General features: G+C 64.9%; 18 protein-coding genes. 10 read left to right on the forward strand and 8 right to left on the reverse strand.

All coding sequences use genetic code 11. The features are described 5' to 3' along the window. Positions 1–4: 4 nt before the first annotated feature. Positions 5–1,669: a DUF222 domain-containing protein gene (locus ACWDUN_RS05590; protein ID WP_449925647.1), complete on the reverse strand. Its 1,665-nt coding sequence runs from the start codon at positions 1,667–1,669 to the stop codon at positions 5–7. Between the two features lie 358 nt (positions 1,670–2,027). Here ACWDUN_RS05590 and ACWDUN_RS05595 point away from each other — a divergent pair, with 358 nt between their 5' ends. From ACWDUN_RS05595 to ACWDUN_RS05610, 4 genes are all read left to right on the forward strand, one after another. Then, positions 2,028–3,446, forward strand: coding sequence for a nitrate/nitrite transporter (locus ACWDUN_RS05595; RefSeq protein ID WP_449925650.1), 1,419 nt, complete (start codon positions 2,028–2,030; stop codon positions 3,444–3,446). Between the two features lie 120 nt (positions 3,447–3,566). Then, positions 3,567–7,526: a molybdopterin-dependent oxidoreductase gene (locus tag ACWDUN_RS05600; protein ID WP_449925653.1), complete on the forward strand. Its 3,960-nt coding sequence runs from the start codon at positions 3,567–3,569 to the stop codon at positions 7,524–7,526. 33 nt (positions 7,527–7,559) lie between these two features. Then, positions 7,560–10,064 (forward strand): ABC transporter, encoded by a 2,505-nt coding sequence (locus tag ACWDUN_RS05605; protein ID WP_449925655.1) that lies wholly within the window; start codon positions 7,560–7,562, stop codon positions 10,062–10,064. Positions 10,065–10,182: 118 nt separating this feature from the next. Next, a complete protein-coding gene (locus ACWDUN_RS05610) occupies positions 10,183–10,341 on the forward strand; it encodes a hypothetical protein (protein WP_449925658.1) in 159 nt (52 codons plus the stop codon). A gap of 4 nt (positions 10,342–10,345) precedes the next feature. Here ACWDUN_RS05610 and ilvD read toward each other — a convergent pair whose 3' ends face one another. Then, positions 10,346–12,190 carry a dihydroxy-acid dehydratase gene (gene ilvD, locus ACWDUN_RS05615; RefSeq protein ID WP_449925661.1) on the reverse strand — a complete coding sequence of 615 codons (1,845 nt, stop codon included), beginning with the start codon at positions 12,188–12,190 and terminating at the stop codon, positions 10,346–10,348. A gap of 78 nt (positions 12,191–12,268) precedes the next feature. Between ilvD and ACWDUN_RS05620 the strand changes: the two genes are divergently transcribed. Then, the gene (locus tag ACWDUN_RS05620; RefSeq protein WP_449925664.1) at positions 12,269–13,111 is read left to right on the forward strand and encodes a helix-turn-helix transcriptional regulator; all 843 of its coding nucleotides are present in this window, start codon (positions 12,269–12,271) and stop codon (positions 13,109–13,111) included. Positions 13,112–13,234: 123 nt separating this feature from the next. Here ACWDUN_RS05620 and ACWDUN_RS05625 read toward each other — a convergent pair whose 3' ends face one another. The 3 genes from ACWDUN_RS05625 to ACWDUN_RS05635 are packed head-to-tail and all read right to left on the reverse strand — an operon-like array spanning position 13,235 to position 16,439. Further along, positions 13,235–13,813 carry a carboxymuconolactone decarboxylase family protein gene (locus ACWDUN_RS05625; RefSeq protein WP_014382408.1) on the reverse strand — a complete coding sequence of 193 codons (579 nt, stop codon included), beginning with the start codon at positions 13,811–13,813 and terminating at the stop codon, positions 13,235–13,237. A 35-nt stretch (positions 13,814–13,848) separates the two neighbouring features. Then, positions 13,849–14,949, reverse strand: a complete 1,101-nt coding sequence (locus ACWDUN_RS05630; RefSeq protein WP_011560608.1) for a zinc-dependent alcohol dehydrogenase — start codon at positions 14,947–14,949, stop codon at positions 13,849–13,851. Continuing rightward, complete coding sequence (locus ACWDUN_RS05635) at positions 14,946–16,439, reverse strand: acetyl-CoA acetyltransferase (RefSeq protein ID WP_024445489.1); 1,494 nt, start codon at positions 16,437–16,439, stop codon at positions 14,946–14,948. The genes ACWDUN_RS05630 and ACWDUN_RS05635 overlap by 4 nt, the downstream gene beginning before the upstream one ends. A gap of 84 nt (positions 16,440–16,523) precedes the next feature. Between ACWDUN_RS05635 and ACWDUN_RS05640 the strand changes: the two genes are divergently transcribed. The 4 genes from ACWDUN_RS05640 (at position 16,524) to ACWDUN_RS05655 (ending at position 19,243) form a co-directional block, all read left to right on the forward strand. Next, a complete protein-coding gene (locus tag ACWDUN_RS05640; protein ID WP_370474583.1) occupies positions 16,524–17,177 on the forward strand; it encodes a TetR/AcrR family transcriptional regulator in 654 nt (217 codons plus the stop codon). 45 nt (positions 17,178–17,222) lie between these two features. After that, positions 17,223–17,660, forward strand: coding sequence for a PaaI family thioesterase (locus ACWDUN_RS05645; RefSeq protein WP_011560605.1), 438 nt, complete (start codon positions 17,223–17,225; stop codon positions 17,658–17,660). Then, positions 17,660–18,571 (forward strand): alpha/beta fold hydrolase, encoded by a 912-nt coding sequence (locus ACWDUN_RS05650; protein ID WP_011560604.1) that lies wholly within the window; start codon positions 17,660–17,662, stop codon positions 18,569–18,571. Before ACWDUN_RS05645 ends, ACWDUN_RS05650 begins: the two co-directional genes overlap by 1 nt. A 90-nt stretch (positions 18,572–18,661) precedes the next feature. After that, a complete protein-coding gene (locus ACWDUN_RS05655; RefSeq protein ID WP_005110548.1) occupies positions 18,662–19,243 on the forward strand; it encodes a TetR/AcrR family transcriptional regulator in 582 nt (193 codons plus the stop codon). A 16-nt stretch (positions 19,244–19,259) separates the two neighbouring features. Here ACWDUN_RS05655 and ACWDUN_RS05660 read toward each other — a convergent pair whose 3' ends face one another. The 3 genes from ACWDUN_RS05660 to ACWDUN_RS05670 are packed head-to-tail and all read right to left on the reverse strand — an operon-like array spanning position 19,260 to position 22,195. Beyond that, entirely contained in the window at positions 19,260–20,459 is a 1,200-nt protein-coding gene (locus ACWDUN_RS05660; protein ID WP_011560602.1) for an NAD(P)/FAD-dependent oxidoreductase, read from the reverse strand. Further along, positions 20,456–21,844: a cytochrome P450 gene (locus tag ACWDUN_RS05665; RefSeq protein ID WP_011560601.1), complete on the reverse strand. Its 1,389-nt coding sequence runs from the start codon at positions 21,842–21,844 to the stop codon at positions 20,456–20,458. Before ACWDUN_RS05665 ends, ACWDUN_RS05660 begins: the two co-directional genes overlap by 4 nt. 30 nt (positions 21,845–21,874) lie before the next feature. Beyond that, positions 21,875–22,195, reverse strand: a complete 321-nt coding sequence (locus tag ACWDUN_RS05670; RefSeq protein WP_011560600.1) for a 2Fe-2S iron-sulfur cluster-binding protein — start codon at positions 22,193–22,195, stop codon at positions 21,875–21,877. Between the two features lie 114 nt (positions 22,196–22,309). Between ACWDUN_RS05670 and ACWDUN_RS05675 the strand changes: the two genes are divergently transcribed. Next, entirely contained in the window at positions 22,310–23,314 is a 1,005-nt protein-coding gene (locus ACWDUN_RS05675; RefSeq protein ID WP_011560599.1) for a helix-turn-helix domain-containing protein, read from the forward strand. The last annotated feature ends 81 nt before the right edge of the window (positions 23,315–23,395 follow it).

Consider the following 23,395-nt stretch of genomic DNA (forward strand, 5'->3'; position numbering starts at 1 on the left):
ACAGCTACGGGTCCTCGCCGGAGTCTTCTTCGCGACGTCTGAGAAGTTCTTCGGGGTGGTGGTAGTGGTTGAGGGTGTCTTGGCCGACGTCCAGTAGTGGTGGTGGGTGCCAGTGGATGCGGCCGTCTTCGCCGATGCTGGTGGCCCATTTGGTGTCGAAGGCGAGTTGGTTGTCGGGTGCGCAGCCCAGGCCGAGGCCGGTGATGTCGGTGTGTCCGCCGGCGGCCCAGTCTTGTTCGGCGTGCATGCCTTGGCAACCTGCTCCGTGGACGGGGCAGTCGGGCTTGGTGCAGCCGCGGTCGCGGTTGATCATGACCAGGCGTTGGGCCTTGGAGGCCAACCGTTTCGATCGGGCGAGGTAGAGCGGTTCGGCGGTGTGCTCGCGGTAGACGATCAGGTAGTGGTAGGCGTGCTCGGCCAGCCGGATCAGGTCCCGGATCGGCATTTTCGTGCCTACCGAGGTCCGGGCGATCCCGGCCGCCTTCTGCAACTCGGCCAGCGTGGTGGAGGCGATCACGGTCACCGGTAACCCGTTGTGTTGGCCCAGTTCTTTGGACATCAACGCATGACGCACCACTGCTTTGAGGGCATCGTGGTGGCGCTGCGCGCGGGTGCGGGTGTCGCGGGCGGCCGCGCTGCCGGCATCGATGTCCAGCAGGTGTCGGCGTTCGGCGAGTTCGGCTGCGTCGGCCTCAGCGACCGGGGGTGCAGCGAGCGCGAGGTCGAGGTCGGTGCGGCGTTGGTCGAACGGTTCGGGTGCGGGCACGACGAACTCGGCGAGCACGCTGGCCTCGGGGAAGCCGGCATCTTGGGCGGGCACCGTGACCGGCGCATCAGACTTGGGCTCGGGCTGCGGCCGGGGAGTTGGCGGCATCGGTTCGGGTGTGGGCAGCCCGTCGACGTTGCGCAGCAGATTCGGGCTCGGATTGTTGACCGGGTGCTCGTCGGCGGGATTGTTGACCCCGGGTGCACCCCACACCTGATTCACCGTTTTCAGATACGCGCCCAGTTCGGGATCCACCCACCCGCTCACCCGGATCAACCCGTCGGCGTCCTGGCGACCCAACGTGATGCCACGCTGGTGGGCCGCCACATCCGGACCGTCACCGTCCGGATTGAGGCAGTAGACCGCGTAATCGGCGACCTCACGCAGGGTGCGCGGGGTGATGCCGGTCGCCGCGTCGACCAGATCCTGTTCGATCTGCGCGCATCTCGATGGATCGGCATGCTTTGCCGCGGTACTGACGGCGTCGCGGATCTCACGGACATGGCCCAGGTTGATGCTGCCCTCGCTGAGCGCCCGCGCGCACGATGGCAGGACCGGATCCAGCAGTTCACCGTTCATACCGTGCCGAGGCCCGAGGTCGCGGGCATCACGGACACGACGCTCGGCCTCGGACTCCGAGATCCGCAGCCGGGTGGTCAGGATCTGCGGCCATGTCCGCGCCCCGATGTCCTTCGGGGTCGCCTGGGCCTGTAGTGCGGCCAGGATGCGGTGATCCACCCCGGCGGTGGTACGGGACCGGTGCTCGCGACGCGATTGCAGATCGAACAGCTCGGCCGGGGTCATGCGGGTGAAATCCATCATCGCCAGCTGCTCGCAGGCGCGATCGTAGGCATCGAAGGCCGCCAGCACGGCCTCCCGATCCGCCACCCGATTCGCAAGCATGTTCGAATTTTATCGCGGCACACCGACATGACAACCGGTTGTCCACAGGCGCCTCATCCATCCACAGATGCTCAAAAAGCATTGGCGCGCAACTAGATCGAGGAGTATAGACACGTTTCTGCGTTGGGTTCGAACGCCGTCGATACGCGGATTCGAGGTGCGCACAAGAACATTGCCGCACGCCCTGGTTTGTTTCGTTTCGGTTTCCACCGTGCTTCTGCCATGAATCCCATGGCGCACGGAAGCAGCTGACTGCGATGTGAGTAGCTGTTGACAGAGCCGACACGGTGGTGCAACCGATGCGGAATGGCCGAAACATAACTTCTGTCTCAACCGTTTCCGCTGCTGGGAGGAACCCGTGCTCAAATCAAGCCGCAATCGCGATATCGCGCATTGGGACGCCGAGGATGTCGAAGCCTGGGAGTCAGGCGGAAAGAACATCGCCAAGCGCAACCTGATCTGGTCGATCTTCGCCGAGCACGTCGGCTTCTCGGTCTGGTCCATCTGGTCGGTGATGGTGCTGTTCATGCCGCAGGACGTCTACGGCATCGACGCGGCAGGCAAGTTCTATCTCGTCGCGATGCCGACTCTCGTCGGTGCCTTCATGCGCATCCCGTACACCATCGCACCGGCCAGATTCGGCGGGCGCAACTGGACCATCGTCAGCGCACTGCTGCTGCTCATCCCGCTGGCGCTCACCCTCTGGGTCATGTCGCGGCCCGGGACGTCCTACACCACCTTCATGCTCGTCGCGGCTTTCGCCGGACTGGGCGGTGGAAACTTCGCCTCGTCGATGACCAATATCAACGCGTTCTACCCCCAGCGACTCAAGGGTTGGGCGCTGGGACTCAACGCCGGTGGCGGAAACATCGGCGTTCCGGTCATCCAGCTGATCGGCCTGCTGGTCATCGCGACCGTCAGCAACACCGCGCCGTATCTGGTGTGCGCGATCTACCTCGTCCTGGTCGGCCTGGCCGCCCTGGGCGCCGCACTGTTCATGGACAACCTGGGCAATCAGCGCTCCAACCTGGGCGCCATGGTCGAGGCGATGCGCTTCAAGCACTCCTGGGTGATGAGCTTCCTCTACATCGGAACCTTCGGCTCGTTCATCGGTTTCAGCTTCGCCTTCGGTCAGGTGCTGCAGATCAACTTCCTCGCCGGCGGCGACACCCCGGCGCAGGCCGCCCTGCACGCCGCGCAGATCGCCTTCCTCGGCCCGCTGCTGGGTTCCATTTCGCGGCCCTTCGGCGGCAAGCTCGCCGACAAGATCGGTGGCGGCAAGATCACGTTGTACGTGTTCGTGGCGATGATCTTCGCGGCCGGAATCCTGGTCATCGCAGGCGTTCTCGACGACGGTATGGCCGGTGCCCCGACTGGCGGCCAGATGGCCGCATACGTCACGGGTTTCATCCTGTTGTTCGTCCTGTCCGGCCTCGGAAACGGGTCGACCTACAAGATGATCCCGTCGATCTTCGAGGCCAAGGCACAGGGCCGCGACGAATGGAGCAAGGACGAGAAGGCCGCCTGGTCGCGCAGCATGTCGGGCGCCCTGATCGGTTTCGCCGGGGCCGTCGGAGCGTTGGGCGGCGTCTTCATCAACATCGTGCTGCGGATGTCCTATGTCAGCGATGCGAAGTCGGCGACCAACGCCTTCTGGGTCTTCCTCGGCTTCTACGTGATCTGCGCCATCGTCACCTGGTTCGTGTTCCTGCGGCTGTCGTCGTCGGCCAAGGCGCCGGTCAGTAAAGGACTTCCCGAGACGGTGGCCACCGCATAACCGGGCGAACTCGGGCCTCACAGCGGCTCACCGCGGGGATGAGCGTGCTGTGAGGTCGAGTTTTCTTCGCCATAACGTCGCCTCAAAGGAGCCGGAACACTGCCCGCAGACGATGGTGCCATGTCGGTGAAAACGCGGACTGCGTGCTCATACTGCGGTGTGGGCTGCGGTGTCGAGGTCACCACCGAGGCCGACGGAGTCACCGGACTACCGGTGATCGCCAAGGTCAGCGGCGACACATTGCATCCCGCCAACTTCGGTCGACTGTGCACGAAAGGCGCCACTCATGCCGAGCTGATGGCCGCCACCGAAAACCGTCTCACCACGGCGCTGGTCCGTCCCGCACGGGACGCCGACGCCGTCTCCACACCGGTCGACGAGGCCGTCGCCGAGGCGGGCCGGCGCCTGAAGACCATCGTCGACGAACACGGTCCCGACGCCGTGGCCCTCTACGTCTCGGGGCAGATGTCGATCGAAGCGCAGTACGTGGCCACCAAATTGGCCAAGGGCTACCTGCGCACCGTGCACATCGAATCCAACTCGCGGCTGTGCATGGCCAGCGCGGGCACCGGTTACAAGCAGTCGCTGGGCGCCGACGGACCACCCGGCTCCTACACCGACTTCGACACCGCCGACCTGTTCTTCGTCATCGGCGCCAACATGGCCGACTGCCATCCGATCCTGTTCCTGCGCATGGCCGACCGCATGAAGGCCGGCGCCAAGCTGATCGTGGTGGACCCGCGGCGGACCGCCACCGCCGACAAGGCCGACCTCTACCTGCCGATCAAGCCCGGAACCGATCTGGCTCTGCTCAACGGCCTGCTACATCTGCTCGTCGCAGAAGGTGACATCGACGCCGACTTCATCGCCGAGCACACCGAGGGCTGGGAGGCCATGCCGGGCTTTTTGGCCGACTATCCGCCGGAGCGGGTCGCCGCGATCACCGGAATCACCGAATCCGATATCCGCACTGCCGCAGCGATGATCGCCGAGGCCGGTGACTGGATGACGTGCTGGACGATGGGTCTGAACCAGAGCACCCACGGCACCTGGAACACCAACGCCATCTGCAATCTGCACCTGGCCACCGGCGCCATCTGCCGTCCCGGCAGCGGTCCCATGTCGCTGACCGGACAACCGAACGCGATGGGCGGCCGGGAGATGGGATACATGGGTCCCGGGTTACCCGGACAGCGCAGCGTGCTCTCGGCCGAGGATCGCGCCTTCTGCGAGCAACAGTGGGACCTGGCGCCGGGCACCATCCGCCCCGACGTCGGCCCCGGCACCGTCGCGATGTTCGAACAGGTCGCGGCCGGACAGATCAAGGCATGTTGGATCATCTGCACCAACCCCGTTGCCTCGGTGCCGAACCGGGCCACCGTGATCACCGGCCTGGAACGTGCCGAGTTGGTCATCACGCAGGACGCCTATATCGACACCGCGACCAATCGCTACGCCGATATCGCGCTGCCCGCCGCGCTGTGGGCCGAAAGCGACGCCGTCATGATCAATTCCGAGCGCAATATGACCCTGCTGCAGCAGTCGGTCCCGGCGGTCGGCGAGGCCAGACCCGATTGGGAACTGATCTGCGGTGTGGCCGAGTATCTCGGTTTCGGTGACGACTTCGCGTACAAGTCCAGTGCCGAGATCTTCGACGAGATCCGCCGGTTCAGCAATCCGCACACCGGGTATGACCTGCGCGGCGCCAGTTACGAACGGCTGCGGGAATCTCCGCTGCAGTGGCCCTGCCCACCGGACGATCAGGCCGACCGTCACCCCATCCGCTACCTCAACGACGGTGTGTCCCAGACCTTGCACATCGACACCGACGGTCACCGACCGCGGTTGGCATTCCCCACACCTTCGCGGCGGGCGCAGTTCCTCGCTCGGCCCCATATGGACGCCCGGGAACTGCCCGACGAGGAGTACCCACTGGTGCTCAACACCGGTCGGCTCCAACATCAATGGCACACCCTGACCAAGACCGGCCGGGTGGACAAGCTCAACAAACTCAACGGCGCACCGTTCGTCGAGGTCCATCCCGAGGATGCCGCCGCGCTGGGCGTCAGCAAGGACCACCATGTCGAGTTGACGTCGCGGCGCGGGCGGGCCGTGCTGCCCCCGTCGATCACCGACCGGGTACGGCCGGGCACCGTGTGGGCGCCGTTTCACTGGAACGACGAGCACGGCGAAGACCTCACCGTCAACGCGCTGACCAACGACGCCGTCGATGCAGACTCCCTGCAACCGGAGCTCAAGGTCTGCGCGGTCAAACTCCGGCCGATCGCGGTGCAGGCACCGACGGCCGGGCCGGGTTTGGCGGCAGCGCCGCTCGGTGTCGGCCGTCCCGACTTCAATGACGACGAAACTCTCTACCTGTCAGGCTTTCTGGCCGGCCTGGACGCAGGCACCCCGGGCGTACCGGTGCTGCCGCCGACGGCGCCGGTGCGCCACAGCGTCCGGCTGTGGGTGGACGGTCTGCTGGCCGGCACCTACTCGCGCAGGACCGAGGAGACGGCCACCGGCCCGCTGGTGCTGTGGGCATCCCAGACCGGCAATGCCGAGGAGTTCGCGGCCCGCCTCGCCGGACGGATCACCGGCGCACGTTTGATCACGATGAACGACGCGTCCCTCGATGACATCGCGTCTGCCGGCGAAATCTTGTTCATCACCAGCACCTTCGGCGACGGCGGACCCCCGGACAACGGTGCGCAGTTCTGGGACCGGTTGTCCAGCGCGGACGCGCCGGCGCTGACCGGCGTGCGCTACTCGGTGCTGGGCATCGGGGACAGGGCGTATGACAATTTCTGTGGTCATGCCAAGGCGTTGGACGCCCGGCTCGCCGAGTTGGGTGCTGTCCGGGCACACGAGCGCATGGACTGCGAATCGCACGACGACGCGCCGATGGCCGCCTGGGCCGACCGGGTGGCCACAGCGAAGCCGGCCGTGACACCGCAAGCCGCCGCCCCGCTGACCCGCAACGCCCCGCTGCCGGCCCCGTTGTGCCGCAACATCCGATTGACTCCGGAATCGGCCCACAAAGAGGTGCGCCAGTTCGGATTCGACATCTCCGAGCATGTCGCCGAACACGGCGTGAGCTACGCCGCCGGTGATTCGCTCGGTGTGTTCGTCACCAACGACGAGGCGACGGTGGCCGCGTGGTTGGCGGCGACGGGGTTGTCCGGCACCGAGATCATCGAGGTCGACGGCGCCGACACCGAGCTGCGCAGCGCACTGATGACGGCATACGACATCTGCCGGGTGACACCGAACCTGGCGAACTTCGTCGCCGAGCGGTGCCCGCAGGCCAAGTTGCTGCGTCGCTCGAAGGAGAAGCTGGATGGCTGGCTGGCCGATCGCAATGCCCTCGACGTCATCGAGGAGTTCGCGGTGCGCGCGACCGCCGAGGAGTGGCAGGACGCGCTGGTGCGGCTGACGCCACGGCAGTATTCGATCTCCTCGAGCCCGCTGGTGAGTCCGCACGAGGTGCAGCTGACGGTATCGGTACTGCGCTACCGCAGCGCCCGCGGCACCCTCCGTGGCGGGGTGGCGTCGACGTTTCTGGCCGACCGCGCGCAGACCGCCCCCGTCTTCGTGCAGCGCTCGCCCAACTTTCGCCCGCCCGAGGACTCGCAGACGCCGATGATCATGGTCGGGCCGGGTACCGGGATCGCGCCGTTCCGGGGCTTTCTGCAGGAGCGACGGGCACTGGGGCACCGCGGCCGCAACTGGCTGTTCTTCGGCGATCAGCACCGCAGCGAGAACTTCTACTATCGAGACGATCTGGAGGACATGGTCGACGACGGCTTCCTGAGCCGGCTGGATCTGGCGTTCTCCCGGGATCAGGCCCGCCGCGTGTACGTCCAGGACAGGATGACCGAACGCGGCGCCGATGTGTGGCGCTGGCTCGAAGACGGCGCGCACTTCTACGTCTGCGGTGACGCCACCCGGATGGCGGCCGATGTCGATGCCGCGTTGATCAAGATCATGCGCAAGCACGGGTCGCTGTCGGCCGAGGCCGCCCACGACTACAAGCGCGAACTCATCGCGACCAAGCGGTACGTGCGCGACGTGTACTGAGACGCCGCGCGCCACGGGACGCACAATGGACTGGTGAGCGACGCACCAGACGCCTTTGTCCGGGTCCACGGCTCGCGCGTGCACAATCTGCGCGCCGTCGACGTCGCCGCACCCCGGGATGCCTTCGTGGTGTTCACCGGAATCTCCGGATCGGGCAAGTCGTCGCTGGCCTTCGGCACCATCTACGCCGAAGCGCAACGGCGCTACTTCGAGTCGGTGGCACCCTACGCACGCCGGTTGCTGCTGCCCAACGACGCGCCCAAGGTCGACGACATCACCGGCCTGCCGCCGGCGGTGGCGCTGCAACAACGCCGGGGGAGCACCAGCAGTCGTTCTACCGTCGGAACAGTCACCACCCTGTCGAATCTGTTGCGGATGTTGCTGTCTCGAGCCGGCACCTACCCGCCGGGCGCAAGCGATCGGTTGGATTCCGACAGTTTCTCGGCCAACACCGCGGTCGGCGCGTGCCCGGAGTGCCACGGCCTCGGCCGCATCCACCGGGTGACCGAACAGACGCTGGTGCACGACCCGGCGCTGACCATCCGTGAGGGCGCGGTATCGGCCTGGCCGGGAGCCTGGCAGGGCCAGAACCTGCGTGACATCCTGATCACCCTGGGCTATGACATCGACAAACCGTGGCGCAAACTGCCCAAGCGGCAACGCGACTGGATCCTGTTCACCGAGGAACAACCGACCGTCGAGATCGATCCGAGTCAGCATCCCGTGATCGCCGAGTACTACTACAACGGCACCTTCTCCAGCGCCGAGCGCCACATCCGGCACACCCTGGCGAACTCGCAGAGCGCGATGATGCGGCGCCGGGCACTGCAGTACGTCGACAGTATCGATTGCCCGGCGTGCGACGGGGCGGGACTGCGGCCCGAGGCGCTCGCGGTGACCTTCGCCGGGCGCAATATCGCCGAGCTGGTATCGCTACCCCTGCACGCGCTCGCCGACGTGCTCCAACCCGCCGCAGTCAGAACGGAATTCGCGGCCGCATACGAATCCACCGAGTCCGGTGAGCACACCGAGGTGGCCACCATGATCGCCGCCGACCTGGTGGGCCGGATCGCGGTGCTGGTGGATCTGGGTCTCGGTTATCTGAGCCTGAACCGCCGCACGCCGTCGGTATCACCCGGTGAGCTGCAACGGCTGCGGTTGGCCACCCAGTTGCGCGCCGGGTTGTTCGGCGTCCTGTACGTCCTGGACGAACCGTCTGCCGGTCTGCACCCGGCCGATACCGAGACGCTGCTCGTGGTGCTCGACCGGCTACGCCGCGCCGGGAACTCACTTTTCGTCGTCGAACACGATATGGATGTGGTCCGCCGTGCCGACTGGATCGTCGACGTGGGCCCGGGCGCGGGCGAACTGGGCGGCGAGGTGCTCTACAGCGGACCGGTGGCCGGCCTGGCCGACGTCGAACGCTCGGTGACCCGGCGCCACCTGTTCGACGCGACCGAGAACAAGACCGGCCCTGCACGGACCCCGGTGGGCATCCTGCGGCTGCGGGACATCAGGTTCCACAATCTGCGCGGTGTCGACGTCGACATTCCGCTGGGCTCGTTGGTCGCCGTCACCGGGGTGTCCGGATCGGGTAAGTCGACGCTGGTGTGCAAGGTGCTCGGCGACGTCATGGCCGCTCATCTCGGCACCACCGAAACGGTCGAGGACTCGGCCGAGGGGGACGGCGAACTGCTCGACATCGACCATGACGCGAGCACCGGGGTCGTCGTCGAGGGCGCCGAGATCATCGGACGACTGGTCACCGTCGACCAAAAACCGATCGGGCGCACACCACGGTCGAACCTGGCCACCTACACCGGACTCTTCGACGCCGTGCGCAAGGTGTTTGCCGATACCGACGAGGCCCGCCGCCGCGGCTGGAATGCCGGGCGTTTCTCGTTCAACGTCGCCGCCGGCCGGTGCGAGACCTGTCAGGGCGAGGGCTTCGTCTCGGTGGAACTGCTGTTCCTGCCCGGCACCTACGCCACGTGTCCGACGTGCCGCGGCGCCCGCTACTCTGAGGAGACCCTGCAGGTCACCTACCGGGGTCACAGCATCGCCGATGTGCTCGCCATGACCGTCGAGGACGCCGCCGCGTTCCTCGCTGATCTGCCAGGCGCGGTCCGCAGCCTGGACACCCTGCGTGATGTCGGTCTGGGGTATCTGCGTCTCGGACAACCGGCCACCGAACTGTCCGGTGGCGAAGCGCAGCGCATCAAACTGGCCACCGAATTGCAGCGTGCCAAACGCGGCCACACGCTCTATGTGCTCGACGAGCCCACCACGGGCCTGCATCCCGCCGATGTCGCATTGCTCGAACGCCAGTTGCACCGCCTGGTGGACGCCGGGAACACCGTCGTGGTCGCCGAACACGACATGTCCGTGGTGGCGGGCGCCGATCACGTCATCGACCTCGGTCCAGGAGGTGGCGACGACGGTGGCGCGGTGGTGGTGGCCGGGACACCCCGGGACGTCGCAGCACACAACGGCAGCCGCACCGCTCCCTATCTGGCGGCGCTGATCGACCCGTCGTGAATAAAAACGGGGTGGCGACCGTTGCACCTTCGGTACGGATGGATCAGGGGTCAGGGAGACGCAGAACATGAGTTGGCACACGGGTGACACTGTGACCGCGAGCCGTGAGATCGATCACATGGATGTTCAGACAGTGCCCGAGGGTGCGGTCGGCACGGTGGAGGAGACCACCGTGTTCGGTCAGCCCAAGGTGGTGTGCTTCACGGTGCCCACCGTGTGGGGAACCAAGCGCGCCTGCGTACAGGTGCACCGGGGTGACGTGGAACTGGCGGGCTGAGGACCTAGACCGCGTCGATATCGCGCACGGCGCCCTTGTCGGCCGAAAGCGCCAACGCTGCATAGGCGCGGAGTGCGGCCGACACCGTGCGCTGTCGATTCTTCGGTCGGTATCCGCCGGAGACCTCCAGGTCCCGCCGGCGACGCTCCAGTTCATCGGCGGGAACGTCGATCTCGATGCTGCGATGCGGGATGTCGATGGTGATCAGGTCACCGTCGGCCACCAGTGCGATGGTGCCGCCCGCCGCGGCCTCCGGGGACACGTGGCCGATCGACAGGCCCGACGTACCACCGGAGAACCGGCCGTCGGTGATCAGCGCGCACTGTGTGCCGAGTCCGCGGCCCTTCAGATACGCCGTGGGATAGAGCATTTCCTGCATTCCGGGCCCGCCCTTGGGACCCTCGTAGCGGATCACCACGACATCGCCGGGTTGCACACGGTTGTTGAGGATCGCGTCCACCGCGTCCTCCTGCGATTCCAGCACCACGGCCGGACCGGAGAACTTCCAGATCGATTCGTCGACGCCGGCGGTCTTGACGATGCAGCCGTCCACCGACAGGTTGCCGCGCAGCACCGCGAGTCCGCCGTCGGCGGAATAAGCGTTGGCCAGGTCACGGATGCAACCGTTCTCCGCATCGGTGTCCAGGCTGTCCCAGCGTTCGGATTGGGAGAACGCCGACGCCGACCGCACACACCCGGGTGCCGCGTGGAACAGCTCGACGGCCTCGTCCGACGGTGAGCCGCCGCGAATATCCCAGGCGCGCAACCACTCTGCGATCGAATCGGCGTGCACGGTGTGCACGGTCTCGTGCAGGTGACCGCCCCGCCAGAGCTCACCGAGGATGGCCGGGATCCCGCCGGCGCGGTGCACGTCCTCCATCAGATAGTGACCGTTGGGCGCCACCTTGCACAGGCACGGAATCATCTGGCTGCGCTTCTCGATGTCCTCGAGCGTGTAGTCGAGTTCGGCCTCACGCGCGGCGGCCAGCAGGTGCAGCACCGTGTTGGTGGACCCGCCCATGGCGATATCGAGTGCCATGGCGTTGTCGAAGGCATCGCGGGTGGCGATGGCGCGCGGCAGCACGCCGGCATCATCGTCGTCGTAGTACCGCCGGACGATGTCCATCACGGTGGCACCGGCCTTCTCGTACAGGGCCCGGCGTGCGGTGTGGGTGGCCAGCACGGACCCGTTGCCGGGCAGCGCCAGACCGAGTGCCTCGGTGAGGCAGTTCATCGAGTTCGCGGTGAACATGCCCGAACACGAACCACATGTCGGGCAGGCCGCCTCTTCGATGCGGGCGATGTCGTCATCGGAGACGTCGGTGTTGACGGCATCGGCGATGGCCGACACGAGATTCAGGCGCGTCTTCACGGTGCCGTCGACCAGCACGGCGGTACCGCCCTCCATCGGGCCGCCGGAGACGAACACCGTCGGGATGTTCAGGCGCAGCGCGGCCATCAGCATCCCCGGAGTGATCTTGTCGCAGTTGGAGATACACACCAATGCGTCGGCGCAGTGGGCGTTGACCATGTACTCCACCGAGTCGGCGATCAGCTCGCGGGACGGCAGCGAGTACAGCATGCCGCCGTGGCCCATGGCGATGCCGTCGTCGACGGCGATGGTGTTGAACTCGCGGGGGACGCCGCCGGCGGCCGAGATGGCGTCGGAGACGATGCGCCCGACCGGCTGCAGGTGGGTGTGCCCGGGCACGAACTCGGTGAAGCTGTTGGCCACCGCCACGATGGGCTTGCCGATATCGGAACCGGCGACGCCGGCGGCGCGCAGCAATGAGCGCGCACCGGCCATGTTGCGACCGTGGGTGACCGTGCGGGACCTGAGTTCTGGCATACCACACATGGTGCCAACGCGGGTCTCCACCTCGAAAGACGGTGGTGATGCTAGTACTGGTACTACTACGCTGCAGGGATGAGCACACGGAGCCCACAGCGGACGGCGTTGGGGGAGTTCCTGCGGGCCCGCCGCGAAGCGGCGCCGCGCGCCGAACTCGGATTCCCGGCCACCGCTCGCATGCGCACGGCGGGTCTGCGGCGCGAGGAGGTGGCGGTGCTGTCCGGGGTGAGCGCCACCTGGTACACGTGGCTGGAACAGGGCCGCGATATCAACCCGTCCCAGCAGGTGCTCGAGGCGGTGGGCCGTGCCCTGCGGCTGTCACCGGCCGAACGCGATTATGTGTTGGCGTTAGGCGGCTATACCGCGCCACCGGCGCAGATCGCCGAGAACGGTCCGCCGCCACCACATATCCAACGCTTCCTGGACGCCATGGCCGGTTACCCGGCGTTCGCCATCGGGCCCACCTGGAACATCGTGGCCTGGAATCGCGCGTACGCCGCGCTGTACCCGGCTGTAGAGAGCACGGTGGCGCCGGACCGGAATCTGCTGCTGCTGGTCTTCGAGGACCCGGCCATCCGGGAGTTGTTGCCGGACTGGGAGATCGACAGTCAGCGGTTCCTCGCCGAGTTCCGCGCCGAGGCCGGGCCGCGTCTGGGTGAGCCCGCCTACACCGGATTGATCGACCGGCTGCTGGCCGACAGCGAGCATTTCCGGGCGGGCTGGTCGGCCAGCAATATCGAACGGTTCGCCTCCCGCGAGCGCAGGTTCTTCCACCGAGATGTCGGCGAACTCCTGCTCGAGCATCATCAGCTCAGCCCCGCCGACGCGCCCGGCGTGCAGATCGTGGCGTACCTCCCGGTGCCCGGCGGTGTGGCCGCGGCCCGGCTGCAGGATCTGATCGACCGCCGCACGGGCTGAACCCGCGGGATCGGGGGAGAAGAGTGTGTGTCCGAGGGGGGACTTGTCCGTCTACGACACGGGTCGTGGTCTGGCGATTGGGGCGCTGACCGCTTCGGTCAAGCACCGGTCCACGTTTTTCGCTCAATCGCAACCCTGAGGAGCTCGCCCATCGGGCGGCCAGCCGTCGGTACCGGACTCAAGCGGAATATTCAGAGATCGAAGCAGGATCGAAAAGAGCCGCCAATTGGCGATTGCTCCGACAAGTTCGACCAAAACGGCGTGATCGCTATTGAATGCCTTCTGGCACCCAGCCCAGTTTTCCTCGGAGATGACCCCGTCGCGTACCACATCATCGGTCGCTGCGAGGACCGCACGCTCGACTGGCCCGAGGCTTTCGGAATTCTGCCAGTCGCGCACCGCCAGGAGATCATGCTCAGGCACGCCGAGCAGTGTGGCGATTCGCCAATGTTGAGTCCATTCGTATTCGGAGCCAGTAATCCAGCCGATGCGCATGATGACCAGCTCGCGTAGCCGCGCGTCAAGGGAACCGCGGAAGAGTAACGCGTCTAGCAGCCCATACAGCGCAACCGCCACACGCGGCTGATGAAGTGCCACGCGGAATACCGACAGGTCTGCCAACTCTTCGGGCAACCCACATTCGGCAGCTCGCAGCTGGGCCTGCTCACGGTCGAGCATCGGTACGCGTTCCGCCATGGTCACGGGTGGCCCTCTCTGTTGAACCTCTGCCCACGCCGTTAGGGCGTGGGCAAAAAGACGTTGTGCAGCGCCCCACTTGATCGGGCACTTTCATCTGCAAGCGAAGTGAGCAGCTGCGCGAGCCCAGCGAATCCGGTTGATTCTCTGGTGATCCGGTCGAACGGCCAGCGGCCCAGGGCGAGAATCTCGAGGGCTGCCCGGTGGGCGGGATACTCCACGCCGAGTGCGCCTACGACGTGTAATTCTTTATAGACCAACAAGTCTGGTTCAAACCGGGGCGCGCCGCCTCCTCCACGGGTGCCGGCCACCACAATTGTGCCGCCGGGCCTGGCAAGGCCGACGGCATCGGCGAACGCGGAGGGTGCTTTAGCGGTGACGTCGACGACCACGTCGGCAAGCCGTCCGCCTGTCTCACGCTGGAGCGCGGTCACTGCATCGTCCTGCGATACATCGATGGGCAGGTCGACACCGAATGATCTGGCTATGGCCAGTCGTTGTTCGTCGCGTGGGCCTACGCCGGTCATCGCGACGAACGCGGCTCCCGCCTCTTTGGCCGCCACCGCCGCACAGATTCCGCGGATGCCGGGCCCCAGGATCGCTACGACGTCCCCGGCCTTGGTGTCGGGAAGAGTCGCCCCCCACTGGATACCGGCCCCGAGAGGGTTGAACAACGTGGCGAGAACGGGGTCCATGTCTTCGGCAATCGGGAGCAGCATCGCGTCCCACGGAAGCTCCACATGGGTGGCGTATCCGCCCCATAAGCCCGCGCCGACCTCCACGTCGACAAACCCGAACATGGTGGCGATGCCGTTCACCGCGCACCGCCGGTATTCGCCGCGGCGGCACTCGGGGCAGTCTCGGCAGGACCGGAACACCTCAACGGCCACGCGCTGGCCGGCTTGTACACCCCAGCGTTGGCCAGCCGCAGCGCCAACATGTTCGACGATGCCGACGATTTCGTGCCCTGGAACGAATGAGAAGCCGGCAGGCAGGTGTCCGGTGAATTGTTCGTGATCTGTTCCGCACAGACCGCATGCTTCAACTCGCAGGATCGCACCCCGGTCGCCGACGTCGGGGATGGTCATCTGGCGCCGCTGCAGACTCCGCGGTCCGGTCAGCACCATCGCCTCGGCGATCATGGAAGCTCGAACCCGGTGAACGACCCTGTGTTTCGGAGGCACACCGTTTTACCTACGTACATTTCCGCGCCCATCGCCTCGGCGATCTGCGGATCGTCGCTGCGTGCGACGACTCTTTGCCCGTCGGACAGGTGCGCGATGATCGGAGTCCATCGAGGTTGGCCGTCTCGGTCGTAGACGACGGTGTATCCGTCGACTGTCGCGCAACCGGTCGCCTCGTCGGCGCCTGCGACGGCCAGCCGCGATGAATCGATTTGAGCTTGTTCGACCGCCGTGTCGAGCAGTCGCCACCCGGCTGGTGGCGGGGTGGCCGACCACACACCGACCGAATGCTTCGTCGAATACCACCCGAGGCCGGTGACGAGTCCGGCATCGGTTGGGTCGCGTCGGCACCGTCGGACCATCTCCACGATCGAGTGGCTGACGTAATTGTTTCCGGGACCGCCGTGATAAGGCAGGCCTCCGGTTACTGTGAGGCCTCTGTCGTCGAGGGGGTCCAAGTCGAGAGCCTCGGCAGCCATCTCAATTGCCGACGGGAAGCAGGAGTAGAGGTCGAACCACCGGATGTCGTCGGTGGTCAACCGGCCCGCATCGAGAGCCTTCCGTGCCGCTACCTCGATACCCGATGAGCGGCTGAGGTCCGGCCGTTCCACGGGGAAGTACACGTCGTTGCAAGTCGCTGCTGACCAGGGAAAGACCCAACGATCGCGCGCGACGCCTAATTCGTCCGCCACCTCGGCCGCCATGAGAATGAAGGCGGCAGCCATGTCGACGGACATGATGCTGTTGAGCAGCTTGGGATAGGGCAAGCAGACCATGCGGTTTTCCGCGGTGACTTCGCTGAGTTCGGTGGCACTTCGTGCGCGTGGGAACCAGGCCTGTTCCGGATGGCGTGCCGCCTCGGCTGTGAACGGGGCCATCAGCGTGCCCAGCCACTCCCGTTGAGCATCGAAGTCGCGGCCGTGGCGCGCGGCGATCGCGGACTCGAAGATGGGATACACCTCGTGCGGCCAACTCAGACCCACCGACAATTCGGCTTGACTCAGCCCGGGGCGGGCGTCGCCCAGGGATTCGTCGTCGGAGCGGGGTGGGGGCGGCGAGTCGAGAAGTGCCCCGCCCTGAAGCTTGCGTGCGGAATGCCCGCTCTCCGCCCCGACGACCAGGACGACATCTGCACGGCCTTCGCCTATTTCGCCACCCAACACTTCGACGAGATACTGCGGGGTGTTTCCGCCGACGGGACAGCTGATGCGGCGGGCGGGACTGATGTGCATCGCTTCGGCGATCCTGCTGGCGGGATTGTCGCGCGGTATGACCAGGATGCCCGGAGTCGCGACGGTGTCGATGCGCCGCTCGACCGGGCGACTTGCGTCTTTGACCGCGCGGCGTGCGGCTTCTACCGCCAAGTCGATCGGGTCCACGAAGTCGTTCCCGCGATGGGTAACTTCGCCCACGCCGACGACAACCGGGGTACGCGCTTCTACCAACATCGGCATCGGCATCCGCTCAGGGCCACGGGGCTGACTTGAGACATAACTGCGATGGTGTCATGTGCGTGGGCAAGTCACAATGGTGTGCGCTCGCGGCATACTGGCTGTGTGTCGACGAGGTTGTTGAGATGGGGCGCCGCCGCGCCGACAGATCGTGGGTCCGCTCGCGACCGGTTGCTCGATGCTGCCGAGCGGTGCCTCGAGAGTTGCGGTGTGGTGGGCACGACCATGGAGGACATCGGCAGAACAGCGGGTGTGTCCAGGGCAACGGTGTATCGCTACTTCCCCAGTCGGGAGGCGGTGATGTCGGGTGTCATCATTCGCGCCGCCGAGCGCTATCTCGACCGCATCAGCCCGCGGATCGCGGCGCACGCCGACCTGGGCTCCGCGCTCGTCGATTTCGTGGAATACACGGTTGAGGCCGCGCGCCGCGAAGAGATCATCGGATTGTTGTTCGGCAGCGACGAGGAACTCGCCGGCGTGGGTCTCGCGGCGGGGACCTCGACGTCCCTCTTCGAAATCGTCACCGAATTTCTGCGTCCCATCTTCACGAGACACTGGAGTTGCGTGGAACCGGGCGTCTCCGTCGACGACGCCGCCGAGTGGGTTGTCCGCACGATATTGAGCCTGCTGACTGTTCGAGGGCCGCGGGAGCGCAGTCGTGACGGACTCCGGGCGTTTCTGTCGAGGTTTCTCCTTCCGGCGATCCTGGCGGGTGACCACGCTCGACCGATGTGACATCTATGGCGTAATGTCTCGACGGCAGATGAGGTAGGAGGGCCTGTGCAATTCACCACGTTCAACGAACAGGTCGCTGAGCAACTAAAGAGCGCAGCAGAAACCACGGGCGGGTTGGCCGGTTACCTCGGCTTCCGTCACACCGAATTCACTGCGGGACGGCTCGTCGCGGAGATGGACGCACGCGACGACCTGAAGACGCCTTTCGGGAACCTGCATGGGGGCTGCTTATCGGCCATGGTCGACCACTGCCTCGGAGTGGTGTTTTATCCCGTGATTCCACTGGGATCTTGGGTCGCGACAACGGAGTTCAAACTGAATCTGCTTCGTCCGGTCTCTAGCGGCACCTGTGTAGCCACAGCCGAGATCATCTCGCTGGGCAGAACCAGCGGTGTGGCGCGTATCGACATCTGCAACGACGGCAGAGCGGTGTGTGCGGCCCAGGGAACCGTCACCGTCGTCGCACCGAAGACGAGCTCCTGATGTCGGCAAAGAGAACAGGCGATTCGTCGGCTCCTGTGGTCGAGCGCGTGCCCACGGCGGACGGGCTGACGCTGGCGGTCGACCTCTACCGCTGTGATGCGCCGCGGGCGGTCGTGTTGCTCCTTCACGGCGGAGGTCAAAGCCGACACGCCTGGGACGTCACCGCCCAACGCCTGCACCAGCGGGGCTACACGGTGGCCGCGTACGACACCAGGGGACACGGGGACAGCGACTGGGACCCCGACGGACGCTACGACGGGGACCGGCTTGGATCCGACCTATTGGCCGTGCGCTCATACGCCGATTCCGGCCGCCCCGTCGCCGCGATCGGCGCCTCTCTGGGCGGCTTGACCATTCTCGGAACACACTTGCTCGCCCCGCCGGACCTATGGCAGGCCGTCGTCCTGGTTGACGTCACTCCGCGAATGGAGATGGAAGGCGCCCGACGAGTCGTAGCGTTCATGTCGGCACACCCCGAAGGTTTCGACAGCCTAGAGTCGGCCGCTGACGTGATCGCCGCCTACAACCCGCACCGCCCTCGCCCCGAAAACCTCGACGGCCTCCGAAAAGTCCTCGCCCGTCGCGAAGACGGTCGCTGGGCCTGGCGATGGGATCCAGCTTTCGTGACGTCGAATTTCCAGTTCCTGCAGGGTGATCCAGACGAAGGCGCTAAAGACTTCGACATGATGAGCGCGTTCCTTCTTGATGGTGCGAGGCAGGTGTCCGCGCCAACGCTGCTGGTCCGGGGCCTACTATCTGACATGGTCTCCGAAGAGACAGTAAAGCATTTCCTGACCGTCGTTCCGCACGCGCAAACCGTTGACGTATCGGGCGCGGGACACATGATTGCCGGCGACAACAACGACGCATTCTCGACGGCGGTCGTCGAATTCCTCGACAGGACCACATGAACCCTGCTGTCGGTTGACTGCCCATGTAGGGCTGGCGCCTATCCTGCTCCTATGCCAACTGAACCAGCGCGGGTGTCTTTCCGCCGGCATGTGCGCGAAAAGGTTTTGAGGGCGACACGAGAACTCGCCATCGAGAAGGGCTGGGATCAGGTCCGGATGAGCGAGGTTGCCGAATCGGTCGGCGTCTCCCGCCCGACGTTGTACAAAGAGTTCGGCGACAAACAGGGGCTCGGCGACGCGCTTGTGGTGTCGGAGGGCCAGCGCTTTATGGAAGGCATTCTTGCCGTCCTTGCCGAACACGTGGGCGACGTGCGGGGCGGCATCACCGCAGCGGTGCAATTCACCCTCTGTGAAGCAGAAGACAGCCCGCTCCTCAAGGCAGTTCTGACGTCCAACCCTTCGGGGAATGATCGCGGTGGCTCGTCGTCTACTGGAGTCCTACCTCTTCTGCCGACGTCGGCTTCCCTGCTTCAGCTCTGCTCCGCGGCTCTGATCACGTGGTTTAACGACCACTTCGACGATCTCGATCCCGAAGACGTTGAGGAGGTCGCAGATGTTCTGGTGCGACTGACAGTGAGTCATGTTGTACTCCCAGCCGCGGACATCGCCACCACCGGTGAGCGGATCTCCCGCGTAGCACTCAGGTACCTGGGAGTTGTCCACAGTTTGTAACTAGCAAGCTCTCGTGTCAGATCGAGCCGGCGAGGAGCTCTGAGCGGTCAACTCGGAGCTGCTGGCTGATGGCCCGCTTACTGAACATGAAATCGCGAGGACGGTTGACGCAGTCGGCGGCGATGAGTTCACGATCGCGGAAGTAGAAGCAGCTGAAGTCACGGTCACGCGACGGGTCGCCGCTGAAGACCACTTCGTCGTATCCGGTGTTGAGACCGGCGATCTGGAGTTTGAGATCGTACTGGTCGGACCAGAACCACGGAAGCGCAGCGATTGCGCTGTGTTTTCCGCAGATTGTCGCCGCAGCGATCTTGGCCTGCTCGCCGGCGCTCGATACGGATTCCAAACGAATACGCGAGCCGTATCGAGCCATGGTGTGGCTGGTGCAGTCGCCGGCGGCCACGATGTCGGGGTCGCTGGTGCGGGCCTGGTCGTCGATCACGATGCCGTTGTCGACGGATAATCCTGCGGCCGAGGCGAGCTCGGTGTTCGGCACCACACCGACGCCGACGATGACCAAGTCGGCGGGGATCGGTTCGCCGCCTGCCAGCACGACCTCCTGCACTCTGCCGTTGCCGGAGAAGGCTTCGACGAGAGCGTGTGTTCGGATCTCCACTCCCTCGCCGTTGTGGATTCGGGTGTAAAACGCGGAAACCTCCGGCGCGGTGACCCGTTCGAGTACACGCTCGGTTGCCTCGAGGACGGTGACGTTCATGCCGAGCGAACACAGCGAGGCCGCCGTTTCCAACCCGATGTAACCGCCGCCCACGATCACAACCCTCCGACCCGGTGTAGCGGCGGCACGGATCAACTCGACGTCTGCAGCGGTACGCAGGTAGTGAATTCCGGGAAGATCCACCCCTGGTGTGGGGAGTCGTCTGGCCCTTGCGCCGGTGCACAACGCGAGCTTGGTGTACGTCAGCGTGTCGCCGGTGCTCAGAGACACACGCTTGGCACTCCGGTGGATCGCCTCCACGGTCGCATTCAAGAGTCGAATGTGCTGCTTTTCGTAGAAATCAGCGCCGCGAATCAGGAGGTCGTCGAGGCCGTTCTTGCCGGCCAGGTATCCCTTCGACAACGGAGGCCGGTGGTAGGGCAGTCCCCCCTCGTCGCCGATGAGCACGACCTCCCCAGACCACCCCTCCCTTCGAAGATTAGCTGCCAACTGCGCGCCGGCGTGGCTCGCGCCGACGATCACCGCTCGTTCGGGAGTCACGCACTTGGCCTGGGAGTGAGGCGAACCATCAGCTTGCTGATACCCCTGACGAAATTCGATTGCACATACTCGGGTTCGCCGACCACCTCGATGTTCTCAAAGCGAGGGAGCAATTCCTCCCACAGGATTCGAAGCTGCAACTCAGCAAGTCGGTTTCCCATGCACCTGTGCACGCCGAACCCGAACGAGATGTGATTGCGGGCGTTGCTCCTATCGATGATCAACTCATCGGCCCGCTCGAAGACACGCTCATCGCGGTTACCAGAGGCGTACCACATCACGACCTTGTCGCCCTTGCGGATGAATTGCCCGTTCAACATGATGTCTTTTTTCGCGACTCGGCGCATGTACGCCAACGGGGTCTGCCAGCGAATGATCTCGGATACCATGTTGGGAATCAGGTCAGGGTTCGCCTTCAACTTCTCGAACTGATCGGGGAACTGGTTCAAGGCGAGAACCCCTCCGCTCATCGAGTTGCGAGTCGTGTCGTTTCCCCCGACGATCAGCAGTACCAAATTGCCGAGGAATTCCATCGGGCGGTCGATGAGATCCTTAGTGTCCTCGTTGGCCTGCAGCATCGTGATCAGATCGAAGCCCGGTCGCTCCCCGTTGGCGGTACGGGCCGCCTTGTCATGCCAGAGAGCGCTGAGACCCTTCGCCATGTCGACCATGCCACGAAACACTCTGTCGTTGTCGGAAGGACCACCATTGGCTTGCTCCATGGAGGTGGCGAGGTCCGACCATTCCACGAGCTTGTGCCGCTGCTCGTACGGGAAGTCCAGCAGGGTCGCGAGCATGCGCGCTGTCAGTTCGATGGAGACGTGGTGCACCCAATTGAACGGCTGATCCACCGGTAGATCGTCCAGCACTTCCTGGACACGCGAGCGGATCAGCCCCTCCATCTCGCGCAGGTTCTTCGGCGCGACAACCCCTTGGACGGAAGCGCGCTGCAAGTCGTGTTGTGGCGGATCCATCGCGATGAACATGGCGATGTCCATGAAGCGGGGCGGTCTCCCGATGATGATGAACGGCTCTGCGGAGAAAGCCTCGTGGTTCTTGTCGACGGCGATGATGTCCGCGTGGCGGGTCACCGACCAGAACGGGCCGAACGCACTGTGAGCCTGGTAGTGCACCGGCGCCTCGTTGCGCACGCGTTCGAAGTAGGACTTCCAGCGGCCTTGGCGGTAGAGGAACGGGTTGCTGAGATCGATGTCGGCGATATCAACGTCCTCGACCGGAGGAATGGGCGTCTCGGTGAAGATCTTCTTACCATTGGTTCCGGTTACCCACCGGCGTGTCTTGTCGTAGAGGTGTGCGCCGCGGATTTGCAGCTCCAGAGGCACGGCAGACTGGGCTTTGGCGGCCACTGCCGCGGGAATACTCATTATTGTTTCCTCCAAATCCATGACGTTGTTTCAGAGCTGGAACTCAGGTAGCTCGACCGTCAAGCCATCCCATGCCTCGGAGGCGGACATCTGGCAAGACAGCCTCGACGTCCGCTGACGCTCGGGGTTCATCGCGAGCATCTCCTCTTCGTTGGCGCCGCAGAGTCCCACCGTGTCCGACCACTCGGGAGCGACGATCACGTGGCACGTTCCGCATGCGGCTTCCCCTCCACAATCGCCGTCGATGCCGGGCACCGCGTTGTTGACCGCAACCTGCATCAAGGACTGCCCTTCGGCCAAGGGGGCTTCGTACTTCTCGCCGTCGTGAGAGACGAAGGTGACGACTGCCATGATTAACTCTCCTCAATTTGGAACTCCTCTATTTAGCGTTGTCGCGCGTGACCAGCGTCGCTAGGCTCGCAGGAGTCAAAAAGTTGTGTTTTTAGCTCACGCGCAGGGAGGCACGTGAAACTCGACGACTCGGGTATGCCAGCGCTGGCTTTCCTGCAGATGCTGGACAGTGAGGCGCTGGGGCATGACGCCAGCATTGCGCTCCGCAGCATCATGGTTCGCGAGCACGTTACCGAGTCGATGTTGGTGGGTCGCGACGCGCAGGTCCCCTTACGGTGGTTCAGGGAGATATATTCCGATTTCGATTGTGATCAGGGAACCCGTCTGGGTTTCGCGTTCGCTGAACACGCCAAACTGACGTCCTTTGGGGCACTCAGTGTTCCCTTGGTCAGCGCGGGCTCGGTAGCCGAGGTTGTCGAGTTGCTTGCTTATCTGCCGGTGATCACCACAGCCCTCAGCCCGACGTTCCATTCGACGGAACGCGGCCTCACGATCGGGCTCACCGGTCGCACCGGTGACGCGGGCCTGAACTGCCTGGCCGTCACCTACGGTGGGCTGGCGCTGTTGCGTCTGCTCGACATGCTCGCGGGTGCCGTACCGAATATTGAACTGCATTTAAGTCATTCAGCGCCGGAGTCGTGGGTTCTTCATGACGAAGTGTTGGCGGGTCGGATCTTCTTCGACGCCCCCAGCTCGTTCGTCCACGTTCCCGCGGCTTCGCTCGAGGAGGTCTGTCGATTCTCCGATCCTGTGGCGTACCGGATTGCCGTCACCGATTTGCAGCGAACTCTCGATCAACGACGTGACACGTCGGTCTCCGAAAAAGTAAGGGACCTGCTCGAAAAAGATCCCGGAAAAACGAACATCAGCCGGACGGCGGGCGAGCTTTCGATATCCCCGAGCACGTTGAAGCGGCGCCTCCGCGAAGAGGGGACCACCTTTCGCGAATTGCGTCAGTCGTTCTTGCGGGAGCGAGCAATTCTGCGACTTCTCGACAGATCGTTGTCTGTAAGCGAGATCGCGGCAGAACTCGGGTACGCGGAGCTCACGAACTTCACACATGCCTTCAAACGGTGGACCGGTCGTTCACCGCGCCACTTCAGAAAAACGCGCGACTGAGGGCTATAGATCCGCCCCGGCGTGTGCCGGGCGACCATCGGAACCAGCGGGCTTCACGATCGGCCTCATCTGTCACCTGGA

Source organism: Mycobacterium sp. NPDC003323 (assembly GCF_053589535.1).